Annotated in this window: 12 protein-coding genes; 3 read left to right on the forward strand and 9 right to left on the reverse strand. The window is 72.0% G+C overall.

The window, feature by feature from the left end; translation table 11 throughout:
• The first annotated feature begins 60 nt into the window (after nucleotides 1-60).
• Nucleotides 61-2,043: an alpha-amylase family glycosyl hydrolase gene (locus RHODO2019_RS14290; protein WP_265382419.1), complete on the forward strand. Its 1,983-nt coding sequence runs from the start codon at nucleotides 61-63 to the stop codon at nucleotides 2,041-2,043.
• 113 nt (nucleotides 2,044-2,156) lie between these two features.
• On the opposite strand, the gene RHODO2019_RS14295 is transcribed toward RHODO2019_RS14290, so the two are convergent.
• From RHODO2019_RS14295 to mftA, 9 genes are all read right to left on the reverse strand, one after another.
• Nucleotides 2,157-3,113 carry a glycine betaine ABC transporter substrate-binding protein gene (locus RHODO2019_RS14295; RefSeq protein WP_265382420.1) on the reverse strand — a complete coding sequence of 319 codons (957 nt, stop codon included), beginning with the start codon at nucleotides 3,111-3,113 and terminating at the stop codon, nucleotides 2,157-2,159.
• A 119-nt stretch (nucleotides 3,114-3,232) separates the two neighbouring features.
• A complete protein-coding gene (locus tag RHODO2019_RS14300; RefSeq protein ID WP_265382421.1) occupies nucleotides 3,233-4,018 on the reverse strand; it encodes an ABC transporter permease in 786 nt (261 codons plus the stop codon).
• Entirely contained in the window at nucleotides 4,018-5,178 is a 1,161-nt protein-coding gene (locus RHODO2019_RS14305) for an ABC transporter ATP-binding protein (RefSeq protein ID WP_265384790.1), read from the reverse strand. The genes RHODO2019_RS14300 and RHODO2019_RS14305 overlap by 1 nt, the downstream gene beginning before the upstream one ends.
• A 62-nt stretch (nucleotides 5,179-5,240) precedes the next feature.
• Entirely contained in the window at nucleotides 5,241-5,885 is a 645-nt protein-coding gene (locus RHODO2019_RS14310) for an ABC transporter permease (protein WP_265382422.1), read from the reverse strand.
• 372 nt (nucleotides 5,886-6,257) lie between these two features.
• A complete protein-coding gene (mftD, locus tag RHODO2019_RS14315; protein WP_265384791.1) occupies nucleotides 6,258-7,472 on the reverse strand; it encodes a pre-mycofactocin synthase MftD in 1,215 nt (404 codons plus the stop codon).
• Nucleotides 7,469-8,701 (reverse strand): pre-mycofactocin synthase MftD, encoded by a 1,233-nt coding sequence (gene mftD / locus RHODO2019_RS14320; protein ID WP_265382423.1) that lies wholly within the window; start codon nucleotides 8,699-8,701, stop codon nucleotides 7,469-7,471. The genes mftD (RHODO2019_RS14315) and mftD (RHODO2019_RS14320) overlap by 4 nt, the downstream gene beginning before the upstream one ends.
• On the reverse strand, nucleotides 8,701-9,918 hold the full coding sequence (mftC, locus tag RHODO2019_RS14325) for a mycofactocin radical SAM maturase (protein WP_265382424.1): 1,218 nt from the start codon (nucleotides 9,916-9,918) through the stop codon (nucleotides 8,701-8,703). The genes mftD (RHODO2019_RS14320) and mftC overlap by 1 nt, the downstream gene beginning before the upstream one ends.
• Entirely contained in the window at nucleotides 9,915-10,238 is a 324-nt protein-coding gene (gene mftB, locus RHODO2019_RS14330; protein WP_265382425.1) for a mycofactocin biosynthesis chaperone MftB, read from the reverse strand. The genes mftC and mftB overlap by 4 nt, the downstream gene beginning before the upstream one ends.
• A gap of 1 nt (nucleotide 10,239) precedes the next feature.
• Nucleotides 10,240-10,338, reverse strand: coding sequence for a mycofactocin precursor MftA (gene mftA / locus RHODO2019_RS14335; RefSeq protein WP_265382426.1), 99 nt, complete (start codon nucleotides 10,336-10,338; stop codon nucleotides 10,240-10,242).
• 169 nt (nucleotides 10,339-10,507) lie between these two features.
• On the opposite strand from mftA, the gene mftR reads away from it, so the two are divergent.
• Complete coding sequence (mftR, locus tag RHODO2019_RS14340; RefSeq protein WP_265382427.1) at nucleotides 10,508-11,071, forward strand: mycofactocin system transcriptional regulator MftR; 564 nt, start codon at nucleotides 10,508-10,510, stop codon at nucleotides 11,069-11,071.
• Nucleotides 11,058-12,764 (forward strand): DEAD/DEAH box helicase, encoded by a 1,707-nt coding sequence (locus RHODO2019_RS14345; protein WP_265382428.1) that lies wholly within the window; start codon nucleotides 11,058-11,060, stop codon nucleotides 12,762-12,764. The genes mftR and RHODO2019_RS14345 overlap by 14 nt, the downstream gene beginning before the upstream one ends.
• Nucleotides 12,765-12,993 lie beyond the last annotated feature (229 nt).

Below are 12,993 nucleotides of genomic sequence, written 5' to 3' on the forward strand. Positions count from 1 at the left end.
GTCCTCCCTCCGCCGCAGGGTGGCACCGTATCCCCCGGTGGCCGTGGTGGGATCGGTGCCGTGACCGCCTCCACCCGCTCCAGCCGCGCCCGCGCCGCCCACACCTGGTCCGCGCTGCAGCCCGTGCTGGGGGCCGCTGCGGTGGAGCGCCTCGGGGCCGACGGCGCAGCGGTGTTCCTGGCGCGCGCCCAGCTGCACCTGCTGGACCTGGTGGAGCCCCTGGTGCTCGTGCACGGCGCCGCCGCCGAGGGCCTCGCCGCCCGCGTGCTCGCCCTGGCCCTCGAGGCCACCGCGGCGCGGCCGGCGGACCTGCGCACCCTCGACCACCGCCGGGAGATCGACCCCGGCTGGTTCCAGCGCGCCCGGGTGCAGGGCTACGTCGCCTACACCGACCGGTTCGCCGGCACCCTCGCCGGGCTGCCGGCGCACCTGGACCACCTGGACGAGCTCGGGGTCACCTACCTGCACCTCATGCCGCTGCTGCGCCCGCGGGACGGCGAGAACGACGGCGGGTACGCGGTGGCCGACTTCCGTGACGTGGACCCCCGCGTCGGCACGGTGGCGGACCTGGCCGAGGTGGCGCGGGTGCTGCGCGAGCGCGGGATCAGCCTCTGCATCGACCTGGTGCTCAACCACACCGCGCGGGAGCACGCCTGGGCGCAGGGGTGGCTCGCCGGGGACCCGGCCTACGCCGACTTCTACACCGCGCACCCCGACCGCACCGCCCCCGACGCGTGGGACGCGGTGACCCCCTCGGTGTTCCCCGTCCGGGCCCCTGGCAGCTTCACCTGGGTCCCGGAGGCACTGGGCGGGGCGGGCGGCTGGGTGTGGACGACCTTCTGGCCGTACCAGTGGGACCTGCGGTGGTCGAACCCCGAGGTCCTGCTGGCCGTGCTCGGCGAGGTGCTGTGGTTGGCGAACCTCGGGGTCGAGGTGTTCCGGATGGACGCCGTGCCGTTCCTCTGGAAGCGGCTCGGGAGCGGTCGGGGCGGTCAGAACGAGCCCGAGGCGCACGCCCTGCTGCAGGCCCTGCACGCGGCGGTGAAGGTGGCGGCCCCGGCGGTGGTGTTCAAGGCGGAGGCGATCGTGGCCCCGGACGACCTGGTGGCCTACCTCGGCGCTCACTCCGTCGACGGGCGGGCCGTGTACCGGCCGGAGTGCGAGCTGGCCTACCACAACCAGCTCATGGTGCTGCTGTGGAGCAGCCTGGCCACGGGCGACGCGCTGCTGGCGAGGGCGGCGCTGGCTCGGATGCAGCCGATCCCGCCGCAGGCGTCCTGGGTGACCTACAGCCGCTGCCACGACGACATCGGCTGGGCGGTCAGCGACGTCGACGCCGCCGCCGTGGGCCTCGACGGGCCGAGCCACCGGCGCTTCCTCAACGACTTCTTCGCCGGCCGCTTCCCCGGCTCGTTCGCCCGGGGCGCGCTGTTCCAGGAGGACCGCGCGACCGGCGACGCACGGGTCTCCGGCACCGCGGCCGCCCTGTGCGGGGTGTGGTCGGCGCAGAGCTCCGACGAGCTCGACCGCGCCGTGCGGCGGATGGTGCTGCTCAGCGCCGTCACGCACGGCTGGGGCGGGGTGCCGCTGCTGTACATGGGCGACGAGCTGGCCCTCGACAACGACACGACCTACCTGGACGACCCGGCGCTCGCCGACGACAACCGGTGGATGCACCGGCCCCACATGGACTGGGGTGCCGCCGCCGGCCGTCACGACGAGGCGACCGTGGGCGGGCGGGTGTTCGGGTGGACCCGGCGCATCATCGAGGCCCGGGGCTCGGTGGTGGCGCTGCGTGCCGGCGCCGGCTCGGAGGTGCTCGAGCTCGACGACACCCGGGTGCTGGGGTGGGTGCGCCACCACCCCCGGGGCGGACCGTTCGTGGGCCTGGTCAACTGGGGCTCCACCTCCGCGGGGGTGGAGCTGTCGGCCCTGCACGGGCTGGGGGTGGCCGACGTGGTGCTCGCCAGCGACACCCTCGAGGTGACCGAGGGGCGGCTCCAGCTGCCGGCCCTGGGCTTCGCCTGGCTGGCCCGGGAGTAGGCCACCACGTCCAGGAGCCTGCGCGGCATCCCTCGCACCACGCACGCGGCAGGGCCGCGACCACGGAGGTCACGGCCCTGCGGCGGTCGCTGGAGCAACCAGCGCGAGCGGTCCTAGATGAAGCCGTTGTCGGAGAGCCAGGTCTTGGCCACCTGCTCCGGCCGCATGAGGTCCACCGAGACCTGCTTGTTCATCTCGTTCATCGCGTCCTGGGTCAGCGCCGCGGAGATCGGGTTGAAGATCGTGTCGAGCGCGGGGCCGTACTGGTCGTAGATCGCCTTGGTGAACACCGGGCTCGGGTTGTACAGCGGGAAGAATCCCATGTCGTCCTTGAGCACGGTCAGGTCGAGCCCCACGACGCGGCCGTCGCTGGTGAAGACCTCACCGAAGTTGCACGGGTCCTGCTTGGCCGCCTGGGTGTAGACCAGCGCGGTGTCCAGGACGGTCACCTGGTCCTTGGGGAAGGTGAAGCCGTAGGCGGCCTCCAGGCCCGGCAGACCGTCGTTGCGCGTGGAGAACTCGTTCTCCACGCACAGCGAGGCCTGGCTGGGGTTGTTCTTGATCAGCGCAGACAGGTCGGACAGCGTGGTGGGGTTGCCCAGCTGGCCGGCCGCGGAGGACGGGTAGGCCAGGGCGTAGGTGTTGTTGAACTCGGCCGGCTTCAGCCACACCAGGTTGTTGTCCTTGAGGTCCTTGTCGGCCACCGCCTGGTACTGCTTCTGGCGGTCCGGGATCGGGTCGGTGTTGCCGAAGAAGCTGATCCAGGCGGTGCCGTTGTACTCCCAGTAGGTGTCGATGCTGCCCGAGGTCAGCGCCTTGCGAGCCACGTTGGTGCCACCGAGGTTGATCTGGTCGGTGACGTCGGCGCCGGCGTTCTGCAGCGCCAGCTTGGTGATGTTGCCCAGCACCAGCTGCTCGTCGAAGTCCTTGGACCCGACGGTGATGCTCGCTCCGGCCAGGGTGCCGGCCGTCGCGCCGCCGCCACTGCTGCTGGAGCTCCCACCGCACGCCGTGAGGGTCAGGGCGAGCCCCATGCCGAGGCTCACCGCGGTCAACAACTGCTTCTTCATGATGGTCCTCTCGTTGGAACGTTCGGATCGTCTGGTCTGGTCTGCGCACCACGGACCGCCGCACCCGGGCGGTGTGTCGAGCGCGAAGGGTCCGGGAGGACCCTCGAGGGAGACAGGGCTCAGAGGCCCTTGGGGGCGAGCAGCCGCCCGGCCGCCTTGCCCAGGTAGTCCACGAGCAGCGCCAGCGAGGACACCATGATCACTCCCGCGTAGAGCACCGGGCTGCGGTTGAGCTGGATGCCGTTGAAGATGATGTAGCCCAGTCCGCCGCCGGCGAAGAAGGTGGCCAGGGTGGCGGTGCCCACGTTGAGGATCAGGGCCGTGCGGATCCCCGCGATCATCACCGGGATGGCGAGCGGCAGCTCCACCCTGAACAGCACGTGGACCGCCGACATGCCCATCCCGCGGGAGGCCTTGATCAGGCTCCGGTCCACCTGCTGCAGACCCACCATCGTGTTGCGCACGATGGGCAGCGCCGAGTAGGCGACGAGGCCGATGACCACCGGCCAGAACCCCACCGTCCACAGCACGACCACGATGGCGAGCAGCCCGTAGGACGGCACACCCTGGCCGATGTTGGCCACGCCGAGGATGCCGGGCACGGCCCGTCGGGCGAACGGCCTGGTCGCGATGACGCCCAGGGGGATGGCGAGCAGGATGACGACGATGGTCGACACCACGGTCAGCTGGAGGTGCTCGACGACGCTGTCGCGCAGCTGGGAGTAGTTGAGGGTCCGCTGCTCGATGCTGTCCAGCTCCCGGGAGGAGATCACCAGGTAGGTGGCGACCCAGACCGTGACGAGGAAGGCGGGCATCCCGAACCAGAACAGCAGCGTGCTTCGTCGCTGTCCCCGCACGTCGGGCGCGACGTCGGAGCGGGGGTCGGCGGTGGTGAGCGTGGCCATCAGGACTCGTCCTGCGTGTGCTTGGCCGCCATGTAGAACTCCGACTGCTCCTCCCGCAGCGAGCGCACCGCAGTCATGATCGTCTCCATGTCGACCACACCCTGGTAGGCCCCCGAGCCGTCGACGACGATGGCGACGCCTCCGTTCGAGGTGACCAGCTCGTTCAGCGCGTCGGACAGCGTGGCGTGCGCCTCGACCAGGGCGGTCGCCCGCAGGCCGATGGTGGGCCTGATGCCGTCCACCCGGCGCAGGTCGGGCGCAGTGACCCACCGAGCAGGTCGACGCTGGGCGTCCAGCAGCAGCATCGCCGACCAGTCCGAGGCCACCAGCCGGGCCAGCAGGTCCGCGGGGGGCTCGCTCAGCAGGCCGGTCGGGTTGTCGTCGGTCATGGCCACGTCGCGGATGCGGGTGAGGTTGAGCCGCTTCAGCGAGGCACCCGCGCCGATGAAGTCCGAGACGTAGTCGTCGGCGGGGTTGCTCAGGATCTCGGCCGGGGTGTCGAACTGGGCGATGTGCGACTGGTCGCGCAGCACCACGATCCGGTCGCCCATCTTGATGGCCTCGTCGATGTCGTGGGTGACGAAGATGATGGTCTTCTGGATGGTCTGCTGCAGCCGCAGGAACTCGTTCTGCAGCCGCTCGCGGGTGATCGGGTCGATGGCGCCGAACGGCTCGTCCATCAGCATCACCGGCGGGTCGGCGGCCATCGCGCGGGCCACCCCGACCCGCTGGCGCTGACCACCGGAGAGCTCCTTGGGGTAGCGGCCGCGGTAGGCCGCCGGATCCATGCCCACCAGCGACAGCAGCTCGTCCACCCGGTCGGCGAGCTTGGCCTTCTTCCAGCCGAGCATCGTGGGGACGGTCCCGATGTTCTGCGCGATGGTGCGGTGCGGGAACAGCCCGGTCTCCTGGATGACGTAGCCGATGCGTCGCCGGAGCTCGTCGGCGTTGCCCCTGGTGACGTCCTCGCCCTCCAGGATGATCCGGCCGGAGGTCGGTTCGATGAGCCGGTTGACCAGCTCCATCGACGTGGTCTTGCCGCACCCGGACGGGCCGACCAGCACCACGATCTCGCCGCGTGGCACCGCCAGGCTGAGGCGGTCGACGGCTGGGACGGTCTGGCCGGGGAAGGTCTTGGTGAGCTCCTGGAGCTCGATCATCGTCTCGGGTGCGGCGACGGGGCCGCCGCGGGCGAGATCGGTCGTGGGCGCTTCGGTGGCAGTCATCGGAGACCTCGCGAGGTGGTGAGTCGGGTGACGATCACGAACACGGCGTCGAACAGCAGGGCCAGCACGACGACGGCCAAGGTGCCGCCGATGACGAGGTTGTCCGCCCCGGTGGCTCCCAGCGATCGGATGCCGCGGAAGATCTCGTTGCCGAGGCCCGGCCCGCCGACCAGCACGGCGATCGCGGCGATGCCGATGACGATCTGGGTGGCGACCCTGATGCCGGTGATGATCACCGGCCAGGCCAGCGGGAGCTCGACCTGCACCAGGCGTCGCAGAGATCCGACGCCCATGCCGCGGGAGGCCTTGACGATCGAGGGGTCGACCGAACCAAGACCCGCGATCGTGTTGCTGACCACCGGCAGCAGGGCGTACAGGGTGAGCCCGGCGATGGCAGGGGGCGAGCCGAGCCCGAAGATCGGGACGAACACCGCCAGCAGGGCCAGCGACGGGATGGTGAGGAACACCGAGACGGTGGAGACGATGGGCGGGCGCAGGGCGGTGCTGCGGTGCGCGAGCACGCCCAGCGGCACACCCACGGCCGTGGCGATCAGCATGGAGACCACCACGAGCTTGATGTGCTCGAGGGACAGCGTGAACAGGTTCTCGTAGTTGTTCGAGAGGTAGTCGAAAAAATTCACAGAGCTCCTGGGGTCGGGGACAGGGGGGCACAGCCTTCCGACCGGACGGGCCCCACCAGGGCAGGTCCCGCGCGGCTCGGGGCGCGCCGCTGGAGCAGCGCAACAACTTTCCGGCCCTCACGGCACCACGTGCCGCCGGAGGCGTCAAACCGTCGTCGACGGCGCTCCGCGGGCTCCGGCCGGGGATGTCGATCGTCCGCGCAGTCCTCGTCCGGTCCGCCCGGGTCACTCCCCGCGGGCCGGGTTGTTGCGCGCAGCAACGTTTTTCGTCGCCCGCCGGCGGACGGGGACGACCCCGGAACGCGTTCGGGCCCGGTGCGCGCGCACGTCAGGACACGACGTGCTCATGCGCCGCACACCTTGTCCGAAACGTTACCCAATCGCCGAGACGATCTTCCCGTCCGCACCCGCACGGGCCCCGAGCGTGCGGAGGAATCCCGCCGGCACCACCACGTCGGAGCGGGAGGTCTCCGTCGCCGACGCGTGACCCAGGCCCAGGACGGCCGAGCTGATCCCCCGGCGCAGGAGGTCCAGCACGTCCTCCACCCCCGCCTGACCGTTCGCGGCCAGGCCCCACAGGGGGGCGCGGCCGATCATCGCCGCCCTCGCCCCCAGGGAGAGCGCCTTGACCACGTCGGACCCCCGGCGGATGCCCCCGTCGGTGACCACCTCCACCTCGTGGCCCACCGCAGCGGCCACGGCCGGCAGCGCGCGGACCGCGCCCGGGGTGCCGTCGAGGTTGTTCCCGCCGTGGTTGGACACCGAGATCGCCGTGACGCCCGCATCCACCGCCCGGTGTGCGTCGTCCACCCGCATCACGCCCTTGAGCATGAACGGCCCGCCCCACTGCCGGCGCAGCCAGGCCACGTCCTCCCAGGTGGGCAGCGGGGTCTGCTCCCACTCGGCGTACGCCCCGAAGAACTGGTGGGCGCCCGAGCCGTCGGGATGCAGCAGGTTCGGGGTGCGCAGGGCCGGGAGCGTGCCGCTGCGGACGTACCGGGCCAGCCAGCGCGGCCGTCGCAGGCACTGCGGACCGAAGCGCAGCGCGGTGCGCAGGTCCACCCGCTGCGGGATCACCGGCGACCCCCAGTCCCGTCCCTGGGAGAACGACCAGTCCAGGGTGAGGATCACCCCCACCGCGCCGGCCGCCCGGGCCCGCTCCAGGCCGGCGGCCAGCTGGTCCCGCGAGCCGATCCAGTGCACCTGGGCCAGGGTGCTCGGGTTGGCGGCGCACACGTCCTCGACGGACCGGGACGCGAAGCAGGACAGCGCCATCGTGATGCCGTGGGCGGCCGCCGCCCGAGCGACGGCGACCTCGCCCTCGGGGTGCACCGCCTGCACCCCGGTCGGGGAGATCATCACCGGCATGGACAACGGCTGACCCATCACGGTCGTCGACAGGTCCCCCGAGCGGGACGGGCCGGTGACGTGCGGAGCCAGACCCAGCTCGCGGTAGGCGGCGGTGTTGTCCGCGGCGGTGGCGCCGCGCTCGGAGCCGGCGACCAGCGCCCCGTACACCGAGCGTGGCAGCCGGCGCCGGGCCTGCTGCTGCGCCTGCGCGACGCTGGAGAACCGACCGCCGCTCAGCCCGCGTCCCGCACGGCCTCGACGACGCGCACGGAGTTCTTCGTCCCGAGCACGCGCGGGAAGCCCGGGGGGATCACCACGTCGCTCGGCGACAGGTCGCGCACCGAGCGCTGCCCGAGCCCCAGCACCGCGGAGTCGATGCCGCTGCGCAGGATGTCCAGCACGTTCTCCACGCCGGCCTGGCCGTTGGCCGACAGACCCCACAGGTAGGCCCGGCCGATCATCGTGGCCTTCGCGCCCAGCGAGAGCGCCTTGACCACGTCGGACCCCCGGCGGATGCCCCCGTCGGTGACGATCTCCACCTCGTGCCCGACGGCCTCGGCGATCGCGGGCAGCGCCCGGATGGGGGCCGGGGTGCCGTCGAGGTTGTTGCCGCCGTGGTTGGAGACGGAGATGGCGGTGACCCCGGCGTCCACCGCGCGGTGCGCGTCGTCGACCCGCATGACGCCCTTCAGCATGAACGGTCCGCCCCACTGCTCGCGCAGCCAGGCGACGTCCTCCCACGTCGGCAGCGGGGTGCCCATCCACTCGCCGTAGGCACCGAAGAACGTGGGGGCGGTGCCCCCGGGCGGGGTGAGGTTGGGCGTCGAGAGGTCCGGCAGCTTGCCGGTGCTCGCGAAGTCCCACAACCACTTCGGGCGCAGCGCGACCTCGGGACCGAACTTGACGGCCGCCTTCAGGTCGACCTTCTCCGGGATCGGCGGGCTGCCCCAGTCGCGGCCCTGGGAGAACGACCAGTCCAGGGTCATGATCAGCCCGACCGCGCCGGCCGCCCGCGCCCGTTCCATGCGCTGGACGAGCACGTCCCGGGTGCCCACCCAGTACATCTGGAAAAAGGTCTGGTTGCTGACGGCGCAGACCTCCTCGATGGACTTGGAGGCGAAGCTGGACAGGCCCATGGTGATCCCGCGGGCGGCCGCGGCCCGGGCCACGGCGACCTCACCCTCGGGGTGCACGGCCTGCACGCCCGTCGGGGAGATCATCACGGGCATGCTCAGCGGCTGGCCCATGATCGTGGTCGACAGGTCGCGCTCGCCGTGCAGCCCGGCGACGTGCGGGGCGAAACCCAGCTCGCCGTAGGCCGCGGTGTTGTCGTCGACCGTGATCCCCCGCTCGGAGCCGGCCACCAGCGCCATGTAGACGCTCCTGGGCAGGCGCTTCCTGGCCCGGCGCTGCGCCTCGGCCACGGTCTCGAACCACGGGTTGCCCGCGAAGCCCAGCAGAGCCATCAGAGCACCGCCCCGGCCAGCGGGCTCTCGTCGCACATGCTCACCGGACGGGACACCGGCATCGCCGGGATCCCCAGCGTCGTGGACTGCCCGCGCACCGGTCCGCCGTGCGAGTGGTCCCCGGTCGGCTTGGGGTTGCTCGTGGTGTCCACCGCCGCCAGGGCCAGCTCGCCGTAGCCCTGCACGCACTCGGGGTCCGGTCCGTCCAGGGGCAGGCCGGTGAAGAACTTGGCCGCCATGCACCCGCCCCGGCAGGAGTCGAAGTGCTGGCACTTGGTGCACGCGCCGCCGGTCTGCGGGCTGCGCAGCTCGGTGAACAGCTCCGAGTTCTGCCACACCTCCCGGAAGCCACCGGGGTTGAGCAGGTTCCCGGCCAGGAACGCGTCGTGGATGGCGAACGGGCAGGCGTACACGTCGCCGACCGGGTCGATCAGGCACACCACACGCCCTGCCCCGCACAGGTTCAGCCCGGGCAGGGCGTCCCCGAAGGCGGCGAGGTGGAAGAAGGAGTCCCCGGTCAGGACGCCCTCGCCGTGGGCCACGAGCCAGTCGTAGAGCTCGCGCTGCTGGGGCATGGTCGGGTGCAGCTCGTTCCACACGTCCGCCCCGCGGCCCGCCGGGCGCAGCCGGGTCAGCCGCAGGGTGGCGCCGAAGCGGTCGGCCAGCGCCTTGAACTCGTCGAGCTGGCTGATGTTGTAGCGGGTGCAGACCACCGAGATCTTGGCGTCCCGGAAGCCGGCGTCGGCCAGGTTCTGCAGGGCGCGGCAGGCCATGTCGAAGCTGCCGGCGCCACGGACGGCGTCGTTGACCTCGGCCGTCGCACCGTCCAGGGAGATCTGCACGTCCACGTAGTCGGAGCCGGCCAGGCGCTGGGCGACCTCGGGGGTGATCTTCACGCCGTTGGTGGAGAACTTCACGCCGACCTGGTGGGCGGTGGCGTAGTCGACCAGCTCCCAGAAGTCGCTGCGCACGGTCGGCTCGCCACCGCCGATGTTGACGTAGAACACCTGCATCCGCTGCAGCTCGTCGATGACGGCCTTGGCCTGGGAGGTGCTCAGCTCACGGGGGTCACGGCGCCCGGAGGCCGACAGGCAGTGCACGCACGCGAGGTTGCAGGCGTAGGTGAGCTCCCAGGTGAGGCAGATCGGCGCGTCGAGACCGAGCTCGAACTGGTCGATCAGCTTGGGGACCCGGGTGGGTTCGAGCACGGCGGTCATGCGGAGACCTCTCTGGGAATGATCATGTCGGAGCCCGCGAGCGTGGCCAGGGCCTTCTCGTAGGCGGCCAGCGAGCCCTCCGTGACGCCGGCGGCCAGGCAGGCCGATCGCGCGTCGGGGTGCTCGGGCAGCGCCTGCACGATCGCGACCACGGTGCGGTTCTTCAGGAACGACAGGCGACGGGTGCCGAAGTGGTAGAGCAGCGCACCGAACGGCTCCGGTCGCACGGCCACCTTGGGGTGCACCTGCCAGGCCCTGTCGAGAACCCCGTGCGAGCCCGGCACGGGCGCGCTCGTCTCCACCACCTCGGCGGTCGTCATGTCAGTAGACGCCGCACATGCCGTCGATGGAGACCTCCTCGACGAGGGTCTCCTCGACGAGCGCCTCCTCGGCGGCGGCAGGGGTGATGTTCTCGGCCATGGGAGGCTCCTTCGTCGTGGTGACCGTGGTCACGCGGGTGTGACTGGGACCATAATGGCACCGGGTGCCGCAGGGGAAGGGTCGAGAGGTCGCACACGTGGAACCGTCGTCAGGACCGTCCCTTCGGGCAGGTCGCCGCCCCGCCACCACCCGGGCGCAGATCAGCCACGTGGGACTCGAGCTGTTCGCGCGGCAGGGCTTCGACGCGACCGGCGTGGAGGAGGTCGCGGCCGCGGCCGGCATCTCCCGACGGACGTTGTTCCGCTACTTCGCGTCCAAGTCCGACGTGCCCTGGGGGGACTTCGACACCGAGCTGGACCGCATGCGCGGCTTCCTGGCCGCGCTCCCCCCGTCGACCCCGCTCGCCGAGGGCCTGTGCCTGGCCCTGGTGGACTTCAACACCTTCCCGCCGCAGGAGGCCCCGTGGCACCGCCAGCGGATGGCGCTGCTGTTCGGCGTGCCGGCACTGCAGGCGCACTCGACGCTGAAGTACGCGGGCTGGCGGGCGGTGGTGGCCCAGCACGTCGCCGAGCGCACCGGCGGCGCCCCGGGGGACCACGGCCCGCGCACGGTGGCCTGGCTGCTGCTCGGGGTGGCCCTGGCCGCGTACGAGCAGTGGCTCGCCGACGACGACGCGGACCTGCTGCAGCTGCTCAGCGACGGGGGCACCCTGATCAGCGCGGGGATCACGCAGGCGCGCTGGGTAGGATCACCGCTCGATGAGCACCCCTGAGCAGGACCCGCAGCAGACCTTCGCCGACCTCGGCATCGACGAGCGGGTGCTCCGCGCGCTGAACGACGTGGGCTACGAGAGCCCGTCGCCCATCCAGGCGGCCACCATCCCGCCGCTGCTGGCCGGCCGGCACGTGGTGGGGCTGGCCCAGACCGGCACCGGCAAGACCGCCGCGTTCGCCGTCCCGGTGCTCTCCCGGATCGACGTCACCCAGCGGACCACCCAGGCCCTGGTGCTCGCGCCCACCCGCGAGCTCGCGATCCAGGTGGCCGAGGCCTTCGTCAAGTACGCCAAGCACCTGCCCGGGCTGCACGTGCTGCCCATCTACGGCGGCCAGGCCTACGGCGGGCAGCTCGCGGGCCTGCGCCGGGGCGCGCACGTCGTGGTCGGGACCCCGGGCCGGGTCATCGACCACCTCTCCAAGGGCACCCTCGACCTGACCCAGCTGCGCTTCCTGGTGCTCGACGAGGCCGACGAGATGCTGAACATGGGCTTCGCCGAGGACGTCGAGACCATCCTGGCCGACACCCCGGCCGACAAGCAGGTGGCGCTGTTCTCGGCCACCATGCCCAACCAGATCCGGCGCATCTCCAAGAAGTACCTGACCGACGCCGCCGAGATCACCATCACCAGCAAGACGATGACGGCTGCGGCCACCCGGCAGCGCTACCTCCAGGTCTCCTACCCCCGCAAGCTCGACGCGCTGACCCGCATCCTCGAGGTCGAGGACTTCGACGCGATGATTATCTTCGTCCGGACGAAGCAGGTCACCGAGGACCTCGCGGAGAAGCTGCGCGCCCGCGGGTTCAACGCCGCCGCCATCAACGGCGACGTCGCCCAGACCCAGCGCGAGCGCACCATCGGCCAGCTGAAGTCCGGGGCGATCGACATCCTGGTCGCGACCGACGTCGCCGCCCGCGGGCTCGACGTGGAGCGGATCAGCCACGTCGTGAACTTCGACATCCCCACCGACTCCGAGTCCTACGTGCACCGCATCGGCCGCACCGGGCGGGCCGGGCGCGAGGGCGACGCCGTGCTCTTCGTGACCCCCCGCGAGCGTCACCTGCTCTCCTCGATCGAGCGCGCCACCCGCCAGCCCATCACCGAGATGCAGCTGCCGACGGTGGACGACGTCAACACCCAGCGCGTGGCCAAGTTCGCCGACTCCATCACCGCGAACCTGGCCTCCGACCAGCTGCCTCTGTTCCGCCGGCTCATCGACGACTACGTCCGCGAGCACGACGTGCCCGAGGGCGACGTGGCGGCCGCGCTGGCCGTGCTCAACCAGGACGGGCCCCTGCTGCTCAAGCCCGAGCCGCCCGCCCCGCCGCGCCGCGAGCGCACCGAGCGCCCGGCCGGCGACCGCCCCGACCGTCCCGTGCGCGAGCGGGTCGAGCGGACCGGCCGCAAGGAGCCCACGGGCCCCATGGCCACCTACCGGATCAGCGTCGGGCGCCGGCACAAGGTGCAGCCGGGTGCGATCGTCGGGGCCATCGCCAACGAGGGCGGCCTGGGGCGCGGGGACTTCGGGCACATCGACATCCAGGCCGACCACAGCCTCGTCGAGCTGCCCGCCGACCTCTCCGCGGACACCCTCGGCAAGCTGGCCCGCACCCGCATCTCCGGCAAGCTCATCGAGCTCACCAAGCAGGACGGCCCGTCGCCGAACCGCACGGCTCGCCCCCGCGACTGAGCGACCCTCCGGTCGGCGCGCCGGCGCGCGGTCGGCGCACACCGCGGGCGCGATGTCGTCGTAAGACCCGGCCCGGCCCGGCCCGGCCCGGCCCGACGCGCGGGCGCGACGTCGTCCCGGGGCCGCGGGCTGCCCCTCCCCACCCGGGCAGGTGCGGTCCCCCCCACCGGCGACGATCACCGCGCCGCCCGTACGGGATGTGCCCGCAGCCCTCCCGTGATCGCGCGCA

The organism is Rhodococcus antarcticus, from assembly GCF_026153295.1.
GTDB classification, from domain to species: Bacteria; Actinomycetota; Actinomycetes; order Mycobacteriales; family Mycobacteriaceae; genus Rhodococcus_D; species Rhodococcus_D antarcticus.